The 23680-nt window shown below is 64.2% G+C and carries 25 protein-coding genes; 18 read left to right on the top strand and 7 right to left on the bottom strand.

Going from position 1 to position 23680, the window contains the following annotated elements:
* Positions 1 to 15: 15 nt before the first annotated feature.
* The 5 genes from ribF to ispH are packed head-to-tail and all read left to right on the top strand — an operon-like array spanning position 16 to position 5700.
* The gene (gene ribF, locus GKC70_RS20105; RefSeq protein WP_342649706.1) at positions 16 to 966 is read left to right on the top strand and encodes a bifunctional riboflavin kinase/FAD synthetase; all 951 of its coding nucleotides are present in this window, start codon (positions 16 to 18) and stop codon (positions 964 to 966) included.
* Complete coding sequence (ileS, locus tag GKC70_RS20100; protein WP_342649705.1) at positions 963 to 3800, top strand: isoleucine--tRNA ligase; 2838 nt, start codon at positions 963 to 965, stop codon at positions 3798 to 3800. Before ribF ends, ileS begins: the two co-directional genes overlap by 4 nt.
* Positions 3793 to 4308, top strand: coding sequence for a signal peptidase II (lspA, locus tag GKC70_RS20095; protein WP_342649704.1), 516 nt, complete (start codon positions 3793 to 3795; stop codon positions 4306 to 4308). The genes ileS and lspA overlap by 8 nt, the downstream gene beginning before the upstream one ends.
* Positions 4301 to 4738 (top strand): peptidylprolyl isomerase, encoded by a 438-nt coding sequence (locus GKC70_RS20090; protein WP_342649703.1) that lies wholly within the window; start codon positions 4301 to 4303, stop codon positions 4736 to 4738. The genes lspA and GKC70_RS20090 overlap by 8 nt, the downstream gene beginning before the upstream one ends.
* A gap of 14 nt (positions 4739 to 4752) precedes the next feature.
* A complete protein-coding gene (ispH, locus tag GKC70_RS20085) occupies positions 4753 to 5700 on the top strand; it encodes a 4-hydroxy-3-methylbut-2-enyl diphosphate reductase (RefSeq protein WP_039575282.1) in 948 nt (315 codons plus the stop codon).
* On the opposite strand, the gene GKC70_RS20080 is transcribed toward ispH, so the two are convergent.
* Entirely contained in the window at positions 5701 to 6165 is a 465-nt protein-coding gene (locus GKC70_RS20080) for a GspH/FimT family protein (RefSeq protein ID WP_342649702.1), read from the bottom strand.
* 133 nt (positions 6166 to 6298) lie between these two features.
* On the opposite strand from GKC70_RS20080, the gene GKC70_RS20075 reads away from it, so the two are divergent.
* Positions 6299 to 6661, top strand: a complete 363-nt coding sequence (locus GKC70_RS20075) for a prepilin-type N-terminal cleavage/methylation domain-containing protein (protein WP_342649701.1) — start codon at positions 6299 to 6301, stop codon at positions 6659 to 6661.
* On the opposite strand, the gene GKC70_RS20070 is transcribed toward GKC70_RS20075, so the two are convergent.
* Positions 6625 to 6825, bottom strand: coding sequence for a hypothetical protein (locus GKC70_RS20070; protein WP_342649700.1), 201 nt, complete (start codon positions 6823 to 6825; stop codon positions 6625 to 6627). The two genes, GKC70_RS20075 and GKC70_RS20070, sit on opposite strands and share 37 nt — an antisense overlap.
* A gap of 101 nt (positions 6826 to 6926) precedes the next feature.
* Here GKC70_RS20070 and GKC70_RS20065 point away from each other — a divergent pair, with 101 nt between their 5' ends.
* Genes GKC70_RS20065 through thiO form a run of 4 tightly spaced genes read left to right on the top strand, consistent with a single transcriptional unit; the run spans position 6927 to position 9320 of the window.
* Positions 6927 to 7322 carry a hypothetical protein gene (locus GKC70_RS20065; protein WP_342649699.1) on the top strand — a complete coding sequence of 132 codons (396 nt, stop codon included), beginning with the start codon at positions 6927 to 6929 and terminating at the stop codon, positions 7320 to 7322.
* The gene (locus GKC70_RS20060; RefSeq protein ID WP_342649698.1) at positions 7319 to 7819 is read left to right on the top strand and encodes a hypothetical protein; all 501 of its coding nucleotides are present in this window, start codon (positions 7319 to 7321) and stop codon (positions 7817 to 7819) included. The genes GKC70_RS20065 and GKC70_RS20060 overlap by 4 nt, the downstream gene beginning before the upstream one ends.
* Entirely contained in the window at positions 7803 to 8192 is a 390-nt protein-coding gene (locus GKC70_RS20055; protein WP_342649697.1) for a type IV pilin protein, read from the top strand. Before GKC70_RS20060 ends, GKC70_RS20055 begins: the two co-directional genes overlap by 17 nt.
* A 30-nt stretch (positions 8193 to 8222) precedes the next feature.
* Positions 8223 to 9320 carry a glycine oxidase ThiO gene (gene thiO, locus GKC70_RS20050; RefSeq protein WP_342649696.1) on the top strand — a complete coding sequence of 366 codons (1098 nt, stop codon included), beginning with the start codon at positions 8223 to 8225 and terminating at the stop codon, positions 9318 to 9320.
* A gap of 38 nt (positions 9321 to 9358) precedes the next feature.
* On the opposite strand, the gene GKC70_RS20045 is transcribed toward thiO, so the two are convergent.
* Positions 9359 to 9589 carry a PP0621 family protein gene (locus GKC70_RS20045; protein ID WP_029614584.1) on the bottom strand — a complete coding sequence of 77 codons (231 nt, stop codon included), beginning with the start codon at positions 9587 to 9589 and terminating at the stop codon, positions 9359 to 9361.
* A 99-nt stretch (positions 9590 to 9688) separates the two neighbouring features.
* Positions 9689 to 10708, bottom strand: coding sequence for an outer membrane protein assembly factor BamD (locus tag GKC70_RS20040; protein ID WP_029614585.1), 1020 nt, complete (start codon positions 10706 to 10708; stop codon positions 9689 to 9691).
* A 147-nt stretch (positions 10709 to 10855) separates the two neighbouring features.
* Between GKC70_RS20040 and rluD the strand changes: the two genes are divergently transcribed.
* The 6 genes from rluD (at position 10856) to GKC70_RS20010 (ending at position 18804) form a co-directional block, all read left to right on the top strand.
* On the top strand, positions 10856 to 11818 hold the full coding sequence (rluD, locus tag GKC70_RS20035) for a 23S rRNA pseudouridine(1911/1915/1917) synthase RluD (protein ID WP_029614586.1): 963 nt from the start codon (positions 10856 to 10858) through the stop codon (positions 11816 to 11818).
* On the top strand, positions 11815 to 12555 hold the full coding sequence (gene pgeF, locus GKC70_RS20030) for a peptidoglycan editing factor PgeF (protein WP_342649695.1): 741 nt from the start codon (positions 11815 to 11817) through the stop codon (positions 12553 to 12555). The genes rluD and pgeF overlap by 4 nt, the downstream gene beginning before the upstream one ends.
* A 186-nt stretch (positions 12556 to 12741) precedes the next feature.
* Positions 12742 to 15459, top strand: coding sequence for a LuxR C-terminal-related transcriptional regulator (locus GKC70_RS20025; protein ID WP_342649694.1), 2718 nt, complete (start codon positions 12742 to 12744; stop codon positions 15457 to 15459).
* 133 nt (positions 15460 to 15592) lie between these two features.
* Positions 15593 to 17200, top strand: a complete 1608-nt coding sequence (locus GKC70_RS20020; RefSeq protein ID WP_342649693.1) for a response regulator — start codon at positions 15593 to 15595, stop codon at positions 17198 to 17200.
* Positions 17197 to 17889, top strand: coding sequence for a HAMP domain-containing sensor histidine kinase (locus GKC70_RS20015; RefSeq protein ID WP_342649692.1), 693 nt, complete (start codon positions 17197 to 17199; stop codon positions 17887 to 17889). Before GKC70_RS20020 ends, GKC70_RS20015 begins: the two co-directional genes overlap by 4 nt.
* A gap of 177 nt (positions 17890 to 18066) precedes the next feature.
* Positions 18067 to 18804: an OmpA family protein gene (locus GKC70_RS20010; protein WP_342649691.1), complete on the top strand. Its 738-nt coding sequence runs from the start codon at positions 18067 to 18069 to the stop codon at positions 18802 to 18804.
* A 37-nt stretch (positions 18805 to 18841) separates the two neighbouring features.
* On the opposite strand, the gene pta is transcribed toward GKC70_RS20010, so the two are convergent.
* Positions 18842 to 20929 carry a phosphate acetyltransferase gene (pta, locus tag GKC70_RS20005; protein WP_342651555.1) on the bottom strand — a complete coding sequence of 696 codons (2088 nt, stop codon included), beginning with the start codon at positions 20927 to 20929 and terminating at the stop codon, positions 18842 to 18844.
* A gap of 31 nt (positions 20930 to 20960) precedes the next feature.
* Entirely contained in the window at positions 20961 to 21263 is a 303-nt protein-coding gene (locus tag GKC70_RS20000) for a DUF3565 domain-containing protein (protein WP_342651554.1), read from the bottom strand.
* Between GKC70_RS20000 and GKC70_RS19995 the strand changes: the two genes are divergently transcribed.
* Together GKC70_RS19995 and GKC70_RS19990 are read left to right on the top strand one after the other, a co-directional pair.
* Positions 21262 to 21747, top strand: a complete 486-nt coding sequence (locus GKC70_RS19995) for a peptidylprolyl isomerase (RefSeq protein ID WP_342649690.1) — start codon at positions 21262 to 21264, stop codon at positions 21745 to 21747. The genes GKC70_RS20000 and GKC70_RS19995 overlap by 2 nt on opposite strands.
* A 142-nt stretch (positions 21748 to 21889) precedes the next feature.
* The gene (locus GKC70_RS19990; protein ID WP_342649689.1) at positions 21890 to 22372 is read left to right on the top strand and encodes a glutathione peroxidase; all 483 of its coding nucleotides are present in this window, start codon (positions 21890 to 21892) and stop codon (positions 22370 to 22372) included.
* 23 nt (positions 22373 to 22395) lie between these two features.
* Here the strand turns inward: GKC70_RS19990 and GKC70_RS19985 are convergent, their stop codons facing one another.
* Positions 22396 to 23610, bottom strand: coding sequence for a glycosyltransferase family 1 protein (locus tag GKC70_RS19985; RefSeq protein WP_342649688.1), 1215 nt, complete (start codon positions 23608 to 23610; stop codon positions 22396 to 22398).
* Positions 23611 to 23680 lie beyond the last annotated feature (70 nt).

Raw genomic sequence — 23680 nt, 5'->3', positions numbered from 1 at the left:
AGCAAGAAGCGCGTTATGCAGTTGGTTCGAGGTCTTCACAACCTGCGCCCCGAGTACCGGGGCTGTGTCGCCACCATTGGCAACTTCGACGGAGTGCACCGGGGCCACCAGGCCATCCTGGCGCGCCTGCGCGAGCGTGGACAAGCGCTCGGGCTGCCGACGTGCGTGGTGATCTTCGAGCCCCAGCCGCGCGAGTACTTCGCGCCGGATACTGCGCCGGCCCGCCTGGCGCGTCTGCGCGACAAGGTCGAGTTGCTGGCCGCCGAGGGCATCGACCGAGTGCTGTGCATGGCCTTCAACCAGCGCTTGAGCGAGCTGAGTGCCGAGCAGTTCGTCGAGACGATCCTGGTCGACGGCCTGGGTGTGCGTCATCTCGAAGTGGGCGACGATTTCCGCTTCGGCTGCGATCGCGCCGGCGACTTCGCCTTTCTGGTCGAGGCTGGCAAGCGCCATGGATTTACCGTCGAGGCCGCGCAAACCGTTGTTCAGGACGGTCTGCGGGTCAGCAGCACGCAAGTGCGCACGGCCTTGGCCAATGCTGACTTCGCCTTGGCTGCGCACCTGCTGGGCCGTCCCTACACCATCAGCGGACGCGTCCTGCACGGCCAGAAACTGGCTCGCCAGCTAGGCACGCCGACCGCCAACGTCCAGCTCAAGCGTCGCCGCATACCGTTGTCCGGCGTGTACCTGACCAGCGCCGAGATCGACGGCAAGGTTTGGCCAGGCATCGCCAATATCGGGGTTCGACCCACCGTCGCCGGTGACGGCCGTGCCCACCTGGAGATTCATCTGCTGGATTACGCCGGCGATCTGTATGGCCGGCGCCTGACGGTAGAATTCCACCACAAGCTGCGCGAGGAGCAGCGATTCGCCTCCCTGGAGGCGCTGAAGTCGGCGATCGACGCGGACATCGCCGCCGCACGTGCCCACTGGCACGCTCAACCGCTAACCAAGAGCCTGAAATGACCGACTACAAAGCCACGCTTAACCTCCCGGACACCGCCTTCCCCATGAAGGCCGGCCTGCCTCAGCGCGAACCGCAGATCCTGCAGCGCTGGGACAGCATTGGCCTGTACCGGAAGTTGCGCGAGATTGGCAAGGACCGTCCGAAGTTCGTCCTGCACGACGGCCCGCCCTATGCCAACGGCAAGATCCACATCGGTCATGCACTGAACAAGATCCTGAAGGACATGATCGTGCGTTCGAAGACCCTGTCCGGCTTCGACGCGCCGTATGTTCCGGGCTGGGACTGCCACGGCCTGCCGATTGAGCACAAGATCGAGGTCACCCACGGCAAGCACCTGAGCCCCGACCAGACCCGCGAATTGTGCCGCGCCTACGCGGCCGAGCAGATCGAAGGGCAGAAGGCCGAATTCATTCGCCTGGGTGTGCTGGGCGACTGGGACAATCCCTACAAGACCATGGACTTCGCCAACGAGGCCGGTGAAATCCGCGCGCTGGCCGAGATGGTCAAGCAAGGGTTCGTCTTCAAGGGCCTCAAGCCAGTGAACTGGTGCTTCGATTGCGGCTCGGCATTGGCTGAGGCCGAGGTCGAGTATGCGGACAAAAAATCCCAGACGCTGGACGTCGCTTTCCCCATCAGCCCTTCCGACACCGGCAAGCTGGCTGCAGCGTTCGGCATGGACACGCTGCCCAAGCCTGCTTCCATCGTGATCTGGACCACTACTGCCTGGACGATTCCTGCCAACCAGGCGTTGAGTGTCCATGCCGATTTCAGCTACGCCTTGGTGGATGTGGGCGACCGCCTGCTCGTGCTGGCTGAGGAGCTGGTGGCTGCCTGTCTCGATCGTTACGGCCGTGAGGGTCAGATCATCGCGCGTACGCCGGGTGCGGCCCTGGAACTGATCAACTTCCGTCATCCCTTCTACGACCGTAACTCGCCGATCTATCTGGCCGACTACGTCGAGCTCAGCGCAGGCACTGGTATCGTCCATACTGCGCCGTCCTATGGTGAGGACGACTTCATCACCTGCAAGCGCTACGGCATGCAAAACGATGAAATTCTCACGCCTGTGCAAAGCAACGGCGTGTACGCGCCTTCACTGGAATTCTTCGGTGGCCAGTTCATCTGGAAGGCCAATCCGGCCATCGTCGAGAAGCTGCAGGAAGTCGACGCGCTGCTGCACACAGAAACCATCACCCACAGCTACATGCATTGCTGGCGCCACAAGTCCCCGCTGATCTATCGCGCCACGGCGCAATGGTTCGTCGGCATGGACAAGCAGCCTGCCAGCGGTGAGAACCTGCGTGAGCGCGCGCTCAAGGCCATCGAGGACACCCAGTTCGTCCCAGCGTGGGGCCAGGCGCGCCTGCATGCGATGATCGCCACCCGTCCGGACTGGTGCATCTCGCGTCAACGCAACTGGGGCGTGCCAATCCCGTTCTTCCTCGACAAACAGACCGGTGAATTACACCCGCGCACCGTCGAATTGATGGAGGCGGTAGCCAAACGCGTCGAGCAGCAGGGTATCGAAGCCTGGTTCAAGCTCGACGCTGCCGAACTGCTGGGTGATGAGGCCGCGCAGTACGAGAAGATCGCCGACACCCTGGACGTCTGGTTCGACTCTGGCACCACTCATTGGCACGTGCTGCGCGGCTCGCATGACATCGGTCATGCCACGGGGCCTCGCGCCGACCTGTACCTGGAAGGCTCCGACCAGCACCGCGGCTGGTTCCATTCCTCGTTGCTCACCGGCTGCGCCATCGATGGTCATGCCCCCTACCGCGAGCTGCTGACCCACGGCTTCACCGTCGACGAGAACGGTCGCAAGATGTCCAAGTCGCTGGGCAACACCATCGAGCCTGAAAAGGTCAACAACTCCCTGGGCGCCGATATCCTGCGTCTTTGGGTGGCCGCGACCGACTACTCTGGCGAGATGGCCGTTTCCGAGCAGATCCTGCAGCGCAGCGCCGATGCCTACCGGCGCATCCGCAACACTGCACGCTTCCTGCTTTCCAACCTGTCCGGTTTCGACCCGGCCCGCGATCTGCTGCCGGCCGAAGACATGCTGGCGCTCGACCGCTGGGCGGTCGACCGCACGTTGCTGCTGCAACGCGAGCTGCAGGAGCACTACGGCGAGTATCGCTTCTGGAACGTCTATTCCAAGGTGCACAACTTCTGCGTGCAGGAGTTGGGCGGCTTCTACCTCGACATCATCAAGGACCGTCAGTACACCACTGGCGCCAACAGCGTCGCCCGCCGCTCCTGCCAGACCGCGCTGTACCACATCAGCGAGGCCCTGGTGCGCTGGATCGCGCCAATCCTGTCCTTCACCGCCGACGAGATCTGGCAGTACCTGCCCGGTGAGCGCAATGAATCGGTGATGCTCAACGAGTGGTATCAGGGCCTGACCGAGTTGCCGCAGGACAGTGAGCTGGATCGCGCGTACTGGGACCGCATCATGGCGGTCAAGGCAGCGGTAAACAAAGAGCTGGAGAATCAACGCACGGCCAAGGTCATCGGCGGCAACCTGCAGGCCGAAGTGAGCCTGTTCGCTGAAGATGGCCTGAGCGCCGACCTGGCCAAGCTGGGCGATGAACTGCGCTTCGTGCTCATCACGTCGGCCGCCAGTTTGGCCCCATTCGCCCAGGCCCCGGCCGAGGCGGTGGCAACCGAGGTGGAGGGCCTGAAGCTCAAGGTGGTCAAGTCCGGTCACGCCAAGTGCGGTCGTTGCTGGCACTTCCGCGCTGACGTCGGCAGCCATCCGGAGCACCCGGAGATCTGCGGGCGTTGCGTCGACAACATCAGCGGCAAGGGCGAGGTGCGCCACTATGCCTAATCCTGCCGCAGGGCGCTTTGGCCGGCTGGCCTGGCTGTGGCTGAGCTTGCTGGTCCTGGTCCTCGACCAGGCCACCAAGCTGTACTTCGACAACGCCCTGACCATGTACCAGCAGATCGTGGTGATTCCCGACTACTTCAGCTGGACGCTGGCCTACAACACAGGCGCGGCCTTCAGTTTCCTGGCCGATAGCTCTGGCTGGCAGCGCTGGCTGTTCGCGTTGATCGCGGTCGTGGTCAGCGCCGCGCTGGTGGTCTGGCTCAAGCGCCTGGGGCGCAACGAGACCTGGCTGGCTGTCGCGCTGGCCTTGGTACTGGGCGGCGCCATCGGCAACCTGTGGGACCGGGTAGTGCTTGGCCATGTGGTCGACTTCATTCTGGTCCACTGGCGCAATACACACTATTTCCCCGCCTTCAACCTGGCCGACAGCGCAATTACGGTGGGTGCGGTGATGTTGGCGCTGGACATGTTCAAGAGCAAGAAGTCCGAGGAGGCCGTGCATGACTGACATCCGTATCGGCCAGAACACCGAAGTCACCCTGCACTTCGCGTTGCATCTGGAAAACGGCGACACTGTCGACAGTACGTTCGACAAGGCGCCGGCCACGTTCAAGGTAGGTGATGGCAACCTGTTGCCGGGCTTCGAGAATGCGCTGTTCGGCTTCAAGGCCGGCGACGAGCGCACCTTGAGCATTGCCCCGGAAAACGCCTTCGGTCAGCCGAATCCACAGAACGTCCAGGTGATGCCGCGTACGCAATTCGAAGGTATGGAACTGTCCGACGGTCTGCTGGTGATTTTCAACGATGCTGCCAACACCGAGCTTCCGGGCGTGGTCAAAGCCTTCGACGATAACCAGGTGACCATCGATTTCAACCATCCGCTGGCTGGCAAGACCTTGAGCTTCGAGGTCAAGATCCTCGACGTGAAGGCCCTGTGAGTCTGGAGCCGAGCATGCAAATCAAACTCGCCAACCCGCGCGGCTTTTGCGCGGGCGTTGACCGGGCGATCGAGATCGTCAACCGTGCGCTGGAAGTCTTCGGTCCGCCGATCTATGTGCGTCATGAAGTGGTGCACAACAAGTTCGTGGTGGAAGACCTGCGTAACCGTGGTGCGGTGTTCGTCGAAGAACTGGACCAGGTGCCAGACGATGTCATCGTCATCTTCAGCGCCCATGGCGTGTCCCAGGCTGTGCGTCAAGAAGCGGCGGGGCGCGGACTGAAGGTATTCGATGCCACTTGTCCGTTGGTGACCAAGGTGCACATCGAGGTGGCCAAGTACAGCCGTGATGGCCGTGAGTGCATTCTCATCGGCCATGCCGGGCACCCGGAAGTCGAAGGCACCATGGGTCAGTACGATGCCAGCAATGGCGGTGCGATCTACCTGGTCGAGGACGAGAAGGATGTCGCCACCTTGCAGGTGCGCGACCCGGAACATCTGGCGTTCGTCACCCAGACCACCTTGTCGATGGATGACACCAGTCGCGTCATCGACGCCCTACGAGCGCGCTTTCCGAACATCGGCGGGCCGCGCAAGGACGATATCTGCTATGCCACCCAGAATCGCCAGGATGCCGTCAAGCAACTGGCCGACGAGTGCGATGTGGTGCTGGTGGTCGGCAGCCCGAACAGTTCCAACTCCAATCGCCTGCGTGAGCTGGCCGAGCGCATGAGCACGCCAGCCTATCTGATCGACGGCGCCGAGGACCTGCAGCGCAGCTGGTTCGACGGTGTTCAGCGAATCGGCATCACCGCTGGTGCATCGGCGCCCGAAGTGCTGGTGCGTGGCGTGATCGATCAGCTCAGGGCCTGGGGCGCGAGTGGCGCCGAGGAACTCGATGGGCGCGAGGAGAACATCACCTTCTCCATGCCCAAAGAGCTGCGCGTGCGTACTCTGATCTGATCAGGGCTCTGCGCAGCGGGGTGTCTGCATTGCCTCGCTGCGCACACTGACACGCCCGCTGGGCGCCAGTACCACACGGTGCTGGCTGAGGCCTCGAGCCTCTGTGCAGATCTGCAACGTTCCCCCGACGAAAGCGCCGTTGTCGCGCCTCGGTATCCCCAGGGCATCGAACCTCACTTCGGCCAGGTTGGCGGCGATGCTCGACTGACGCTGCAATCGGTGTTCACGCACCACCTGCCCGCTGGCTTCCAGCACTGCGCGCCACCCCCGACCCCACTCTTGCTTGATAGGTCGCACAACCATGGCCTGGCTGTGCAGCAGTGCCTGGCTGCGGGCGCTGCGCAGGCTCTGTGCCAACTCCCGTGCGACGGCAGCCTGATAGACGCTTTCGCGCCAGTCTGCGTAGGCCGGCGCGCCGATTTGTGTCAGAACACCGAGCAGGGCCAGGACGCCCAGCAGTTGCATCAGTGTTACTCCCTGTTGCCGCATCGTGCATTCCTCCCTGGAAGTGCTTCTCTGTAGCTTCGAGGTCTGGGGCCAGGAGGTCCAGTCGGCCGAACCGATCACGTCAGGCGGGAAATTTCGCAGGAGGCGAATGATGAAGCTCAGGGAGCAGGGCATGACCTTGCTGGAGGTGGTGGTGGCGGTACTGGTACTGGGGGTGGGGCTGTTCACCTCGGCGTCGCTGCAGATGCGCGCGCTGCACGCGGCCGAGGGCGCACGGCGTGATGCCCAGGTGGTGCAATTGGGGCAGAGCCTCATCGAGCAGACGCGTAGTGCCGGGCGGTTTCAGCCCGGCGCGTTGCATGACTGGCGAGCGCGCCTGGAGGCGCTGTTGGGGAGTTCCGGTCGGGGGCAGGCGGTGGTAGCGGGTCAGTGGCTGCGTCTGGAAACCTGCTGGCAGGATGCGCGCGGTGCCCAGCCTCAGACCATCCAGTTGCAGGGTTGGGTCTTGCCATGAGCGCCCGGCAGCGCGGCTTCGGGCTCATGGAGGCTCTGCTGGCACTGGCGTTGGGTTTGATGGTACTGGCCGCAGCGGGCCAGGTGCTGTTCTCGGGCCAGCAGTTGTGGCGGGTGCAAGGCGCTCTGGCGCGCCTGCAGGAGGATGCCATGCTGGTGCTGCAACGGCTGGCTCTGGACATTCGCATGACTGCAAGCTTTGGCTGTCTGTCCCGGAGGCCGTCGAGTTCCACGATGCCGGCGCGCGGCAGGCGTTCGCCCACCCCTTGCACATCGAGCACCTCAGCGATGGCCGCCTGGCCAGGCTCAGTCTCGTCACGGCCGAGCTGTCTGGTACGGCGGGCTCACCGGACTGGACCTTGCACACCGACTGCCTGGAATGGGCGCAAGTGCATGGAAAGCGTCACTCGCTCCCTGGTGCACCGCTGTCGATTGGCTTGCGCCGCCATACCTATAGGCTCCAGGGCGGCAGCCTGATGCTTGCCAGCGGCGGATTCAATGCGTCGCTGATCGACAACGTGCGTGATTTCCGGGTGATGCGCGTTGAGGCCGAGCAGGGCACACGGCTCGATTTACAGCTGATCCTGGGCGACCTGGAGGGGCAGGTGGAGCGCACCTATGCCCTGAGTGTGGCCCTGCGCAATCGGTTGCCCCCGTCATGAGTCGTCAGCGAGGCATGGTGCTGCTGCTGGCGCTGATGTCGAGCCTGTTGCTTGGACTGTTCGCAACCTCAGCACTGCGAGAAGCCTTGCTGCAGTCCACGTTGGCCGGCAATGTGCTGGCGTCCGTCCGCGCGCTGGAGCAGGCGGAGGCGAGTCTGCTGGCCGGTGCCCAAGCGCTTGCACACACACCGCTGCAAGCGTGCAGCGTCTGTGTGCCGCCTGCCGATCCTCACAATCTGATCGCTGATCAGGGGGATTGGCAAGCCAGCGAGCACGGCTTCTTTCTCGTGCAGCGTCTTGGCGTCACGACCCGAGCGGTACACGTGCCGCAGGGTACGCCTGTGACGCTGTACCGTGTCACCGCCGTGAGTCGCGAGGCGCGTGCGCGTCAAGTGATCGAGGCGATCTATGCGCAGGACAGCGTAGAGGCCCACCCGCCACAGCGCATCCTCTGGCGCCAGCGGTTCAGGGAGCGCAGCGATGCAGCGCGGCCTTAGTCTAGTGGAGCTGTTGCTTGTGCTGGCGGTGCTCGGCATCCTGGCGGGCGTCGCCTATCCCAGCTACAGCGACTCCTTGCGGCGCGCAGCTCGTAGTGAGGTGGTCGGTCTGTTGCACGATGCCGCCCAGCGCCTGGAGTATCATCATGCGCGCACCGGCCAGTATGCCGACAACGACCCGTTGCACACGACGTTGCCAGAAGGCAGCCGGTTCTATCGCCTGCACGCCTGGCGAGAGGCGGATCGCTATCGTTTGCTGGCTGTACGTCTACCCGGTGGACTGATGGCCGATGATCGTTGCGGTGATTATCTTCTCGATCAGGCAGGCGTGCGCGACAACCCCGGTGCTCAGGACGCGACAGCGTGCTGGTGAGGCATTTCCCTTCAGGCAGTGGAACGACAGATGAGCAAGCGCGTAGTAATTGTCGGTGGTGGCGTGATCGGCCTGCTGACGGCCTACAACTTGGCGGCGAACGTCGAGCAGGTGGTGGTGTGCGATCAGGGGGCCGTGGGGCGTGAGTCGTCCTGGGCAGGAGGGGGCATCGTCTCGCCGTTGTACCCGTGGCGCTACAGCCCGGCAGTGACTGCGCTGGCGCACTGGTCGCAGGATTTCTATCCACAGTTGGGCGACCATCTGTTCGCCCGTACGGGTATCGACCCGCAGGTTCACACCACTGGATTGTACTGGCTCGACCTGGAGGACCAGGATCAGGCCTTGGCCTGGGCAGCACGTGAGCAGCGGCCGCTGAGTGAGGTGGCCATTTCGGCCGCTTATGCGGCGGTGTCGGCGCTGGGTTCTGGCTATGAGCGAGCCCTGTATATGCCTGGGGTGGCCAATGTGCGTAATCCCCGCTTGGTGAAGTCGCTGAAAGCAGCATTGCTGGCGCTGCCGAATGTGAGCTTGCGCGAGCACTGCCAGATCAGCGGCTTTGTGCGCACGCACGAGCGGATCAGCGGTGTGGTCACGCAGGAGGGGGTGCTCAGTGCCGACGAGGTCGTACTCAGCGCTGGCGCCTGGAGCGGCGACTTGTTGCGCACGCTGGGTCTGGAGCTGCCAGTCGAGCCGGTTAAAGGGCAGATGATCCTGTTCAAGTGCGCCGCCGATTTTCTGCCGAGTATGGTGCTGGCCAAAGGGCGGTATGCGATTCCGCGTCGGGATGGGCACATTCTGGTGGGCAGCACCCTGGAGCACGAAGGCTACGACAAGACCCCGACCGAGGTGGCGCTGAACAGTCTGCGGGCATCGGCGATCGAGTTGTTGCCGCAGTTGGCGCAGGCGCCAGTGGTGGCGCATTGGGCGGGACTGCGGCCTGGGTCGCCAGAAGGCGTTCCCTACATAGGACCGGTGCCGGGGCATGCAGGGCTATGGCTGAACTGTGGCCATTATCGCAATGGACTGGTGCTTGCCCCGGCCTCGTGCAAGCTGTTGGTCAACCTGATGAGCGGCGCCAGGCCGCTCATTGATCCTGCTCCCTATGCGCCAGCAGGACGGGTCGATTGAACGTTTCGTCAGCGCAATGGGGTCGATGACGATCGAGGTCAGCCTTGTCGACCAGGCCCCTGCTCCAGATGCGCCTGGCTGCAGTACCAGTCACTGCCCAGGCGCAGCGCCCGGTCGTTGGGCAAGTGCACGCCGCAATGGGCGCAGCGCACCATGGTCAGGGGATCTTCGAGGCGTTGCTCTGGGCGCGATTGCTGGCTGATCTTGAATTTGCGCCACAGCCAGAACGCGGCGGCGATCAGGGCGATCCAGAAGAGTAGACGAACCATGGTGTCCAGCTTGTCGTGAATTGAAGAGGCCACAGTCTAGGCTGCGGCCATGAAAAAAGGGAGACCTGCGGGTCTCCCTTTCTGTCGTTACGCGAGCGGTCAGTCGAACAGACCGAAGGTCAGATAACTGAACCAGGAGCGATCTTCGTCGGCATCCTTCGGACCTGCTGGCAGGATCGGGTCGCCGTTCTCGTCCTTGGGCAGCAGTTCGGCTGGCATTTCCGAACGGGCGTCCTTGAACTGACGCACCACATCCTGGTTGGCGCGGGTTTCGCCCGGTGGCAGCGGGGTGTCGGTCTCGATCAAGCCCAGGGTGGCCTTGGACAGCCAGGAGCGGTCGTCATCGTCTTTTTGCTGCGGCACGAACTGGCCATCGACCAGGCTCGGGTGATTCGGGTAGTTGAGCTTGAGGGTTTCCAGGCTGGTGGCAGCCAACTCGTCCAGGTGCATCTTCTGGTAGGCCTCGGTCATCACGGCCAGACCATCGCCCACGGAAGGGGTTTCCTGGAAGTTTTCCACCACGTAGCGGCCACGGTTGGCGGCAGCGACGTAGGCCTCGCGGCTCAGGTAGTAGTCGGCGACATGGATCTCGTAGGAGGCCAGCAGGTTGCGCAGGTAGATCATGCGCTGCTTGGCGTCCGGGGCGTAGCGGCTGTTGGGGAAACGGCTGGTGAGTTGGGCGAACTCGTTGTAGGAGTCGCGGGCCGCGCCCGGGTCACGCTTGGTCATGTCCAGCGGCAGGAAGCGCGCCAGCAGGCCACGATCCTGGTCGAACGAGGTCAGGCCCTTGAGGTAGTAGGCGTAGTCGACGTTCGGGTGCTGGGGGTGCAGGCGAATGAAGCGCTCGGCAGCCGACTTGGCGGCTTCCGGCTCGGTGTTCTTGTAGTTGGCGTAGATCAGCTCGAGCTGGGCCTGGTCGGCGTAACGGCCGAACGGGTAGCGCGATTCCAGGGCCTTGAGCTTGTTCACGGCGCTGGTGAAGCTGTGGTTGTCCAGGTCGGCCTGCGCCTGCTGGTACAACTCGGCTTCGCTGAGGTTCTCGTCAATGACTTCCTTGTTCGAGGAACAGGCAGCGGTGAGCCCGAGGATGGCGATCAGCAGCAGGTGTTTCACTTGCATGGCGGCTTGCGTCCTTTGACGGCCGCTGTCTTGGGCGGTGCCGTCCTGTTATGATGAGCGCCCCCGGCGAACCCCGGGGCAAAAGAAGCCGTATTTAACCACAAGCACGCAGCCGAAACCAAAGGCTGTAAGCCCATCGATTCGAGCATGTCCGAGATCATTCAATTAAGTGCAGAGGTCCCGTCCGAACTGGGGGGGCAACGCCTCGACCAAGTCGCCGCCCAATTGTTCGACGAGTACTCGCGTTCGCGCCTGACTTCGTGGATCAAGGAAGGTCGCTTGACCGTCGATGGTGCGGTACTGCGCCCGCGCGACACCGTCCACAGTGGCTCGGTCCTGGCGCTCGAGGCTGAACAGGAAGCCCAGGGCGAGTGGGAGGCCGAGGACATCGCGCTGGACATCGTCTATGAAGACGATCAGATCCTGGTGATCAACAAACCGGCCGGGCTGGTGGTTCATCCGGCCGCCGGGCATGCCAGTGGCACCTTGCTCAACGCCTTGCTGCACCACGTGCCGGACATCGTCAACGTGCCGCGCGCCGGCATCGTTCATCGTCTGGACAAGGACACCACCGGCCTGATGGTGGTGGCCAAGACCCTGCAGGCGCAGACCAACCTGGTCGATCAGTTGCAGAAGCGCTCGGTGAGCCGCATCTACGAATGCATCGTGGTCGGCGTGGTCACCGCCGGCGGCAAGATCGACGCCCCCATCGGTCGTCATGGCGGCATGCGCCAGCGCATGGCGGTCACCGACGGTGGCAAACCGGCGGTCAGCCACTATCGTGTGCTCAAGCGCTTCCGCTCGCACACCCATGTGCGGGTCAAGCTGGAAACCGGGCGTACCCACCAGATCCGCGTGCACATGGCCCATGTCGGTTTCCCGTTGGTGGGCGACCAGACTTACGGCGGTCGCTTCCGCATCCCGCCGGCGGCCAGTGTGGCGATGGTCGAGGCGGTCAAGCATTTCCCTCGCCAGGCCCTGCATGCGCGCTTCCTGGCGCTGGACCATCCGGCCACGGGTGAGCGCATGGAGTGGAAGTCGCCACTGCCGGATGACTTCATGTGGCTGCTGTCGCTGCTGGACCAGGACCGCGAGAGCTTCATCGGATGAGTGAGCTGACGCACTCGCTGATCAATCCCGACTGGCCGGCCCCGGCCTCGGTTCGCGCTTGTGTCACTACCCGCGATGGCGGCGTCAGTCTGCCGCCCTATGCCACCTTCAATCTGGGCGATCACGTCGGTGACGATCCGGCAGCGGTTGCCGAAAACCGTCGGCGTCTGCGCGACACGCTGGATACCCAACCCGTCTGGCTCCAGCAAGTGCACGGTACGCACGTGGCCGACGCCGACCCCGCTCACGTGGCGCAGGCCGATGCCAGTTGGACCGATCGGCCGGGCATCGCCTGTTGCGTGATGACTGCCGACTGCCTGCCGGTGCTGTTCTGCGACCGTGCCGGTACCCGTGTCGCCGCCGCCCACGCCGGCTGGCGTGGCTTGGCTGGCGGCGTGCTGGAAGCCACCCTCGAGCGCCTGGGGTTGGCGCCTGAGGAAGTGCTGGTGTGGCTCGGGCCGGCAATCGGTCCACACGCCTTCGAAGTCGGTCTGGAGGTGCGCGATGCGTTTACCGACCTCCATCCGCACGCGGCCAGTGCCTTCGTGCCAGGCCAGCGCCCAGACAAACTGATGGCAGATATCTACGCGCTGGCGCGCATTCGCTTGGCCGCCTGCGGCGTCACTGCCGTATATGGCGGTGGTTTCTGCACGGTTAACGACCCCCGCTTCTTCTCCTATCGCCGTACCCCTCAAGGCGGGCGTTTCGCTTCGTTGGTCTGGTTGGCTGCTCGCTGACTGCCTTGGGTAATGCACCCGCTGTTCTATGACTCGCCATAGATCTCACTGATGCCTGTGAGTCTTGTTGCTTTTTGTCGTAGTCTTTTTCCCAGCAAGCGCGTTCATCTGCTTCAAACGCGGGGGAATTGTCGCTAGTCTCGCAGCACATCCGCGCCGTTACCTTCCTGTTCGAACGAGTCGGCCATGACAGATCTGTCCCGCATGCATGGAGTCGCCAGCGAGGCCCAGGGTCTGCGGGATGGGCGTTTCTTTCGCCCACCGCTACCGGAGGGGCATGTGCTGCGTGGCCGTCTGTGCCAGCGGTTGCAGGCCGGGTTGCAGGGGCGTCTGCTGCTGGTGAATGCGCCGGCAGGTTTTGGCAAGAGCTCGTTGGCGATCGAATTCTGCGAGCGCCTGCCGCAGCGCTGGCGCAGTCTATGGCTGGGTCTGAGTGCGCGCGATGCCGAGCCTGGCCGGTTTCTCGAGCGCCTGCTCGAAGGCCTGCAGCAGTGCTGTCCGGCGGTCGGCGGTCAGGCCATGGGTCTGCTGCGCATGCGCCAGCGCCATCAGCCGTTTGCCTATGAAGCGTGGCTGGACGGCCTGCTTGACGAACTGGCCCTGCAGCTCGATGCCGAGACGCCGTTGCTGCTGGTGCTGGATGACTATCACCTGGCACAAGGGCCTGTGCTCGACCGCTGCCTGCAATTTCTGCTCAATCATCTGCCGTCGGGCTTGACGCTGCTGGTCACCAGCCGTCAGCGGCCGGATTGGCATCTGGCCCGGCTGCGCCTGTCGCGGCAGTTGGTCGAACTCAACGAACAGGACCTGCGCCTGACCCCTGACGAAGCCCTGGCGGTGATTGGACGGCAGCCCACCGGTCTGCGCGGGCAAGCCTTGGACAACCTGATCCAGCGCAGCGATGGCTGGGTCGCCGGCCTGCGCTTCTGGCAACTGGCGGCCAGCGAGGCCGGCGAGGAACAGGTGCTGCCCCAGGCCTTGCATGGCGCCCAGGGCCTGATTCGCGACTACCTGCTAGAGGAGGTGATCGAGATTCTGCCTGCGCAGGTTCAGGCCTTTCTCTACGACACCGCGTGTCAGGAGCGCTTTTGCAGCGACCTGTGCGATGCCCTGCGCGAGCGCCAGGACAGCGCCCAGATCCTCAGCTACCTCCAGGCCCACCAGGTATTTCTGGTGCCATTGGATGAGCACGGACGCTGGTTTCGCTACCATCACCTGTTCTCCGACCTGCTGCGCAGCCGGCAGGTCAGCGACCCTTCGAGCGCCTCGCACCTGCGCGCCTGTCGCTGGTTCGAGCGCCAGGGGCTGCTCGACGAAGCCGTGGAGCAAGCGCTGCGTGCGGGGTCGCTGGAAGCCGCCGCCGAGCTGGTGCAGAGCCTTTCCGAGGAGCAACTGCTGGCCGAGCAGAACGTCGGTATGTTGCTGCGCTGGAAGATGGACCTGCCCGACAGCCTGCTGATCAGCACGCCGCGGCTGATCGTGCTGTACAGCTGGGCGCTGGGTCTGGCTTGCCAGCTCGATGCCGCCGAGGAGCTGGCGGCCCATCTCAGTCGTTTTCTGCCGGCGCCGTCAGCCACTGCACAACGGTCCATGCTCGCCCAGTGGCTGGCGCTCAGCGGTGTCATCGCGCGTGGTCGCGGAGATCGTCAGCGCACGCTGGCGTACTGTGAAGAAGCGCTGCACAGCCTGCCGTGCAAACGCTATGGGCAGCGCCTGGTGTGCCTGTCGACGTTGTCCAACCTGGCCATTGCCGATGGCGACTTCTGGCGGGCGCGGGGCTGGAACCGTGAGGCGTTGGAGCTGGCTCAGCGCGTCGGCAATCCCTTGTTCGAAGCGCTGGCGCACTACGACCGCGCCCGTGTGCTGCATGCCCGTGGCCAGGTGCTGCGGGCGTTGGACGAGGTGCAAAGCGGCTTGAAGCGACTGCAGGGGTTGTCGAGCCAGCGTCTGTATGCGGTGCGTGCTCGACTGGTGCTCTACGAAGGCTATCTGCAGGCTTCACGGCTGCAGCCTGAGCAGGGCCGTGTGCGCTTGCGCGCCGGGATCGCCGAGGCGCGCGCCTGTCGCGATATCAGCGTGTTGATCGGCCATTGCATGATCGCTTCGCTGGAGGGGCGGGAGGGTCGATTCACCGAGGCCTTTGCCGAGCTGGCTGAGGCCGAGCGGCTGATGCATATCTGGGACGTCCCACCGATCTTCTACCTGGCGATGATCACCCTGATCAAATGCGAGCTGTGGCAGGCCCAGGGCCGCACCGACCTGGCCGAGTCCTGGCTGCAACGCCTGGGGCAGACCTACGGCGGCGAACAGGCGGCGGCAGCGCCGGAATTTCACCCCTTGCTGGCGCTGCACATCGACCTGCAACAGGCGTTGCTCGACGCCACCCTTGGGCGTACCGATGTGGCGGAGCAACGCCTGCGGTCGCTGATGAGACAAGGTCAGGACACCGGCGGCTTGATGCTGGTGCTCAGTGCCGCGTGCCAGTTGATCAGCGTGTTATTGGGGCAAGGACGTGGGCAGGAGGCGTCCGAGGTGGCCGGTCACGCCCTGCTGGCGGCCCGCGGCGGTGCGCTCTATCCCTTTCAGGCGCTGCTCGACGAGCACCCGGCCTGGCTGCGCGAGCTGCTCGATAAACTGCCGGCATGCCCCGTTCAGCGAGGACTGTTGGCGCGCCTGCCGCAGGCGCCTGTTCTGGGTGCGGTCGCCAGCGAGACCCTCAGCGGTCGCGAATTGGCGGTTCTGGAACTGATCGCCCAGGGCTGTTCCAACCAGCAGATCAGCGAGCGCCTATTCATTTCCTTGCACACGGTCAAAACCCACGCCAGTCACATTAACAGTAAGTTGGGCGTTGAGCGGCGTACCCAGGCGGTGGCCAGGGCCAAATCGCTGGGCTTGCTGGCCTAGGTGCGCGCAGCCCGTTAAAGTGATGGCTATTGGCTATTTTGCTGCCTTCATGCTCGCCTCATCTTTTCCGACGCACGGCCGATACAGCAAAGCGCCGCAGTGAATTTCCCATTCCCCAATACAGGTCGTGTCGATGCTGCAGTACGGGCAAAAAAGCTTTCTGATCGTCGACGACTACACCGACTTTCGTACCTCCACGCGCTCGATGCTGCGCGAACTTGGCGTGCGCGACGTGGACACCGCCGACAGTGGCGAGCAGGCCCTGCGCATGTGCGCGCAGAAGCGCTACGACTTCGTCCTCCAGGACTTCCACCTGGGCGATGGCAAGAAGAATGGCCAGCAAGTGCTCGAAGACCTGCTGCTGGACAAGCTCATCAGCCATGAGTGCGTGTTCATCATGGTCACGGCCGAGAGCAGTCAGTCCATTGTGCTCAGTGCGCTGGAGCACGAACCCGATGCTTACCTGACCAAACCGTTCAACCGTGTGGGGCTGGCCCAGCGTCTGGAGAAACTGACGCAGCGCAAGACGCTGCTCAAGCCGATCCTCCAGGCCCTGGACCGGGGACGGCCGGCCGAAGTGCTGGCCGCCTGTGCGCAGTTGTGCAAGCAGGATCCGCGCTTCGCCCCGCTGTGCCTGCGCTATCGGGCAGACGCGCTGCGCGAGCTCAACCGCTTCGAAGAATTGGAGAAGTTCCTCACCAGTATCCTGGCCAGTCGCCCGCAGCCCTGGGCCTATGCCGCCCTGGGCAGTCTGCTGCACAAGCGCGGTCAGCAGGACCAGGCCCAGGGCGTGTACGAGCAGGCCCTGAAAGCCTTCCCGATCATGCCTGCCTTGTACGACGGCATGGCCGAGGTGCTGGTGGCCAAGGGCGAGACCAAGCGTGCCCAGAACATGCTTGAAGAAGCCGTGCGCCTGTCGCCCTTGGCTGTTCGGCGTCAGGCGGCGCTGGGCAAGCTGGCGCTGGACAACGAGGACTTCGAAGGCGCCTCCAAGGCTTACCGACATGCGGTCAGTCAGGGGCAGAGCTCGCGCTACAAGGATGCCGAGAGCAACCTCGGCCTGGCCCAGGCGCTGATGAACAAGAACGTCGGTAATGGCCTGGATGCGCGTACCCGCGTGGAAATCAACAGCGTGCTCAGCGAAGTGGCCAAAGAGAATACCGAGGACCAGGGCCTGCAGGTGCGGGCGCGCCTGATGAAGGCCGCCAGCCTGCAGCAGGCGGGCGATGCGCAGACCGCCGCCAAGCTGACCGAGCAGGCCATGCAGCGGCTGGAGAAGATGGACCAATTCTTCTCGGTCGATGCGGCGCTGACCGTGGCCAGCCAGCTCAATGCGCTGGGCCAGGCGTCGGCCGGCACCTCCATTCTCAAGGGCTGCGTGGAAACCTATGGTGACGATCCGAAGGTGATGCAGAGCGTGGCCAAGGTCACTGACGACCCCACCGTGCTCGGCGCTGTGACCGAAGCCGTCGATCTCAACCGCCAAGGGGTGCGCAGCTACCAGGGCGGTCAATTGAACGAGGCCCTGGAGATGTTCCGCAAGGCACTCTCGCTGCAGCCGAAAAACATCAGTATCGCCCTCAACACCGCCCAGGCGCTGCTGCGCGTGGGCGGTGAAAGCCCGCCGGAGGCGATCATGCAGGAATGCCGCAACTGCCTGAACAGCGTGGCCGGCATTCCGGCCAGCGACAACCGCTTCGATCGCTACCGCAAACTGCATGTACGGGTGTTCGGGGCATGAGCCAGGATGAACAGGGGCTGGACTTTTCCACGGTGATCGCCTCCACCGTCCATGACATGAAGAACTCGCTGTCGGCGCTGATCCAGGCCCATGACCAGTGGCTGGCGCGCCTGCCCGAAGAGGCGCGCAGCGGTGGCGAACAAGGGGTGATCGAGCATGAGTTCCGCCATCTGAACGGCATGCTGGTGCAGATGCTGGGGCTGTACAAATTGGGCATCAACCAATTGCCGATCTGTCCCGACTATCACGAGCTCGAGGACTTCGTCGAAGCACAGTTGGCGCAGCAGCAGGAGGTCATTCGCCATCGCGACCTGCTGGCCACCTGGCGCATCGACAGCGAAAGCCCGCTGGGTTTCTTCGACCGCGAACTGGTCGCCTCGGTGGTGGGCAATGTGCTGACCAACGCCATTCGCCATGCCGGGCATGCCTTGCTGATCGGCGTCGAGCAGCAGGGCGAACAACTGGTGATCAGCGTCAACGACGACGGCGCCGGATACCCGCCCTACATGCTCGAACGTCAGCACGATTACATCCAGGGCATCGATGGGCGCAGCGGCAGCACTGGACTGGGCCTGTACTTCGCCGCCAGGATCGCCGCGCTGCATGAGCGTGACGGCGTGCGCGGGCGGATCGAGTTAGCCAATGGCGGTGCATTGGGTGGTGGTTTGTTCCGCTTGTACTTGCCCTGAGTGGTCTGTTGCGGTGAGTGTGCTTTCCTGAATGAAGGTAGGCGTGCTCCGAAGATCCGGTCGCGCCCGCTCTATGAACGGCATTTCATGGAATCTTTGCGCTTCGCTGTGATCCAATTCCGGCAGAGACCTGCCTGCGATCCGCCGCACTTTCCGAACTTCACCAGGAGCTTGTCCATGTTCAACATGCGCCGTCTGATTATCGTCGCTACTACCGCTGCCCTGATGACCGGCTGTGCCGGGCAGAACCCCTACGACAACCAGGGGCAGGCCCAGGGTGACGGTTCCGGGATGAGCAAGACCGCCAAGTATGGTGGTCTGGGCGCCTTGGCCGGTGCGCTGGCCGGTGCCGCCATCGACCACAACCACCGTGGCAAGGGCGCGCTGATCGGTGCTGCCGCCGTGGGCGCCGCCGCTGCCGGCTATGGCTACTATGCCGACAAGCAGGAAGCCGAGCTGCGCGCGCAGATGGCCAATACGGGCGTTGAGGTGCAGCGCCAGGGCGACCAGATCAAGCTGATCATGCCGGGTAACATCACCTTCGCCACCGACTCGGCGAACATCGCCTCCAGCTTCTACACCCCGCTGAACAACCTCGCCAACTCGTTCAAGCAGTTCAACCAGAACACCATCGAAGTGGTCGGCTTCACCGACAGCACCGGCAGCCGCCAGCACAACATGGACCTGTCCCAGCGTCGTGCCCAAGCGGTCAGCACCTACCTGAAGTCCCAAGGCGTCGATGCTTCGCGCGTGAGCGTGCGTGGCATGGGCCCGGACCAGCCGATTGCCAGCAACGCCGACGCCAATGGCCGTGCGCAGAACCGTCGCGTCGAGGTCAACCTCAAGCCGATTCCGGGTCAGCAGTATGACCAACAGGGCGCCGGCCAGCAGGGCACTGTCCAGCAGTATCCCTGATCCCAGGAAGGGGCCGCACTGCGGCCCCGATGCCTGATCACCGCACCTGACTGGCCTGGATGGCGGTCAGGGCGATGGTGTGTACGATGTCATCCACCTGTGCGCCGCGCGGCAAATCGTTCACCGGCTTGCGCAACCCCTGCAGCATGGGCCCCAGGCTGACTCCATCCGTGCTGCGCTGCACGGCTTTGTGGGTGGTGTTGCCGGTGTTCAGGTCGGGGAACACGAATACCGTCGCGCGCCCGGCCACCGCGCTGTTGGGCGCGAGCTGGCGGGCGACCTGCGGGTTGGCCGCTGCGTCGTATTGCAGAGGGCCGTCGATCAGCAGCCCCTGTTCGGTATCCTGGGCCAGGCGCGTGGCCTCCCGCACTTTCTCCACTTCCTCATCGCTCGCCGAATCGCTCGAATAGCTGATCATCGCCACCCGTGGAGCGATGCCGAAGGCCTGCGCCGATTCAGCGCTCTGCCGGGCAATCTCGGCCAGCTCGCTGGCGTTGGGGTGCGGGTTCATCACGCAGTCGCCGTACACCAGCACCTGCTCGGGAAACAGCATGAAGAACACCGAGGACACCAGGCTGGCGCCGGGCGCGGTCTTGATCAGTTGCAGGGCCGGACGAATGGTGTTGGCCGTGGAGTGCACCAGGCCCGAAACCAGGCCATCGACCTCGTCCAGGGCGAGCATCATGGTGCCGATCACCACCGGGTCTTCCAGTTGTTGCTCGGCCATCGGCGCATTGAGGTTCTTGCTTTTGCGCAGGTCGACCATCGGCTGCACGTAGCGCGCGCGAATCAGCTCGGGATCGAGTATTTCCAGGTCTGCCGGCAGGCTGATGCCTTGCGCGCGGGCTACGGCCTCGACGTCTTCGGGCTTGGCCAGCAGGACGCAGCGGGCGATGCCACGGGCCTGGCAGATGGCCGCAGCCTGCACCAGCAACGGTTCGGCGCCTTCGGGCAGGACGATGCGTTTGTTGGCTTGCTGTGCGCGCTGGACCAACTGATAGCGGAATACCGCCGGCGACAGACGCAGTTCACGGGGCGTGCCGCAGCGCTGGTGCAGCCAGGCGGCGTCCAGGCGGCTGGCGACGAAGTCGGTGATGAACTCGGCGCGGTCGCGATCGTCCACCGGGATTTCCCGGTTCAGCGAGTTCAGCAGGTTGGCGGTGTCGTAGGAGCCGGTGCTCACCGACAGAATCGGCAGGCCGGCCTGCAGCGCACCGCGGCACAGGCCGAGAATGCGCGCGTCCGGTTTGCTGTCGCTGGTCAGCAGCAGCCCGGCCAGCGGCACGCCATTGATCGCCGCCAGGCTCACCGCGAGGATGATGTCGTCGCGATCGCCCGGGGTCACCACCAAGGTGCCGGACGTCAGCAGCGGCACGGTATTGGCCACCGTACGCGCGCAGAGGATGATCTTGTTCATGCGCCGCTGTTCGTAGTCGCCTGCATTGAGCACCTGGGCACCCAGCAATTCGGCCACGTCACGGGTACGTGGCGCGTTCAACTCGGGTTGATAGGGAATGCAGCCGAGCAGGCGGAAGTCGTCGCCGCGCAGCAGCGGCGAATGCTCGCGCAGGCGAGTGGCAAAGTCGGTCATGCTCTCGTCGGTGCGCACCTTGTTGAGAATGACCCCGAGCACTTTCGGGTCGCGCGGGCCGCCGTACATCTGCGCCTGCAATTCGACCCGCCCCGAGAGCTCGCTGAGCACTTCGTTTTCCGGAGCCGATACCAGGATCACCTCAGCGTCCAGGCTCTTGGCCAAGTGCAGGTTGACCCGCGCCGCATAGCTGGCGTGGCGAGTCGGCACCATGCCTTCTACCACCACCACGTCGTTGCCGACGCAGGCCTGCTGGTACAGGCGGATAATCTGCTCGAGCAGTTCGTCGAGCTGGCCGTCGCCGAGCATGCGCTCGACCTGAGCCAAGCTCAGCGGCGTCGGTGGCTTGATGCCGTGGGTGCGGGCAACCAGTTCGGTGGAGCGTTCCGGGCCAGTGTCCCCAGGGTGGGGCTGGGCGATCGGCTTGAAGAACCCGACCTTGAGCCCGCCGCGCTCGAGCGTGCGCACCAGGCCCAGGCTGATGGAGGTCAGGCCGACCCCGAAGTCGGTCGGCGCGATGAAAAATGTCTGCATGCGTGGCGTCTCGAATGAGCGGTGCAAGGAATCAACGGTCAAGGGTAGCGCCATCAGCCCCTCTCGCGCACCAGCCGCAGGTGAAGACCTGGCCGACACGGGCGGCGCGTTGCTCTGGGTCGAGCACCCAGGCTCGGTTCTGCCAGGGCGGCTGATGGCGCAAGTGCTGGGTATGGCCGCAGGACAGTGCGACCACCCAATGGCCGTTCTCGTCTTGCTGGAAGTCGACGATCCGACTGATGGGGCGTTCCCCCTCGGCTACGCGTTCGCATTCGGGCGAACCCTTCGTTACACTTGCGCGCTCTACATTCTTTTGCAAAAGGTCTTGCCCCATGCTGATCGCCGCCAACAAGGCAGTCTCCATCGACTATACCCTGACCAACGACGCCGGGGAGACCATCGACAGCTCCGCCGGTGGCGCGCCGCTGGTCTACCTGCACGGTGCCGCCAACATCATTCCGGGCCTGGAAAAGGCGCTGGAAGGCAAGCAGGCTGGTGATGAACTCACCGTTGCCATCGAGCCGGAAGAGGCCTACGGCGAGTACATGGCCGAGCTGGTCAGCACCCTGAACCGCAGCATGTTCGAAGGCGTCGACGAACTGGAAGTTGGCATGCAGTTCCACGCTTCGGCGCCGGACGGCCAGATGCAGATCGTCACCATCCGTGACCTCGACGGCGACGACGTCACCGTCGATGGCAACCACCCGCTGGCCGGCCAGCGGCTGAACTTCAAGGTCAAGGTGGTCAATGTGCGTGATGCCAGCGAGGAAGAACTCGCCCATGGCCACGTGCACGGCGAGGGTGGCCATCAGCACTGATTTCTCAGCTAAGCTCTGAGAGTCGTCAGGCGCTCGGACAAGCCGACCCGCCCCTACGGGAGGGTATACGGCTTGATCGAGCGCCTTTTTAGTGGGCCCCATTCGCCCCAACGGCCATCGGTCACCTGAGAGGGAAATCAACATGAGTGCATTTCACGGCCTGACGCTGAAGTTGCTCGACGGCGAGGACTTGCCTCTGGCGCCGTTCAAGGGGCAGGTCGTGCTGGTGGTGAACGTCGCCTCCAAGTGCGGCCTGACGCCCCAGTACGCGACACTGGAGAAGCTGTACCAGCAGTTCAAGGACCGAGGCTTTGCTGTGCTCGGCTTGCCTTGCAACCAGTTTGCCGGACAGGAGCCAGGGTCGGCGCAGGAGATCCTGGCGTTCTGCAGCCTGAACTACGGGGTCAGTTTCCCGCTCAGTGCCAAGCTTGAGGTCAATGGGCCCGAGCGTCACCCGCTGTACCGGCTACTGGCGGGCGAGGGCGCCGAGTTTCCGGGGGACATCACCTGGAATTTCGAGAAGTTTCTGGTCGGCAAGGACGGCCGTGTGCTGGCGCGTTTCGCCCCGCGCATCGCGCCGGACGAGCCGAGCGTGCTGCAGGCGATCGAGAAGGCGCTGGGCTGATCGCGCGCCGACCAGGCTGACGCTCAGTTGTTCGAGGCAGTCGAGCCGGGCTTTATCGCCAGCGGCTTGATTGCTCGGGCATCATGGGTGGTGCTCGCCGCGCAGGCGGCATACAGATGACCTTCGAATTGCTCGACGATCGTCTGCCACCCTTGGCGGCTGGCGTGCTGGCGCGCATTGAGGCGCACGCGTCGAAGGGTTTCGTCGTCCTCGAGAAGCCAGCAGGCGGCGTCGATGAACGCCGGTTGATCGCCCGGCATGGCCAGCGCGCCGCTATGACCATGTCGAATATGCTGGGCCGCAGCGGCTTCATCATAGGCGACCACCGCCAGGCCCGAGGCCAGCGCTTCGAGCACCACGTTGCCGAAGGTTTCAGTCAGGCTGGGAAACAGGAACAGGTCGCCACTGGCGTAATGCTGAGCCAGCAATTCGCCGCGTTGCGCCCCGCAGAAGACCGCCTCGGGCATCTGCTGTTGCAACTGCGCACGCTGCGGCCCGTCGCCCACCACGATCAGGCGCAGGCGTCGCTGTGGATGGGCCTGTTGCAGGGCGCGCAGGCAGGGTTGCAGCAGGGCCAGGTTCTTTTCCGCCGCCAGCCGCCCGACATGCAGCACCGCGATATCGTCCGCCGCCAACCCCCAGCGATCGCGCAGCGCTTGGTCGCGCTTTGCCGGATTGAACAATTGCCCATCGACGCCGCGAGCCATCAATGCCAGACGCTCGAAGCCGCGCCGCTCCAGTTCCAGGCGCTGGCTGGCGCTGGGCACCAGGGTGGTGGCCGTGCGCCGATGGAACCCGCGCAGGTAATGCGTGAGCAGGCGGGCCAGCAGGCCCAGGCCGTATTGCCCGGAATACTGCGGGAAATTGGTGTGGAAGCCGCTGACCACGGCGATGCCCAGGCGTCGGGCCGCACGCAGGGCGCTAAGGCCCAGTGGGCCTTCGGTGGCGATGTACAGCACGTCCGGACGCTGCCGCCGCCAGCGCCGCCACAGTTTGTGCATCGACACTTCGCCCCATTGCAGTCCCGGGTAGCCCGGCAGCGGCCAGCCACGGCACAGCAGCAGGCTATCGTCGGCGTTGGTGGCCACTTCGCCGGCCTGGCGCGGACGCACCACCTCGACCAGATGCCCGCGCAGACGCAGGCCATCGCTGAGCCGGCCCAGGGTATTGGCCACGCCGTTTATCTCGGGTGGAAAGGTCTCGCTGACCAGGGTGACGCGTAGCGGCGGTGTATTCATGTGAAAAATTTTCCGCCTGCTTGATTGCCGTCATGTGACACAAAAATGATGGCCTTATGACGCCTGTTTT

Source organism: Pseudomonas sp. REB1044 (assembly GCF_038813925.1).
Classification (GTDB): domain Bacteria; phylum Pseudomonadota; class Gammaproteobacteria; order Pseudomonadales; family Pseudomonadaceae; genus Aquipseudomonas; species Aquipseudomonas boreofloridensis.
Note: the sequence above shows the minus strand (reverse complement) of the source record. Positions and strands in the feature narration are given on the sequence as shown.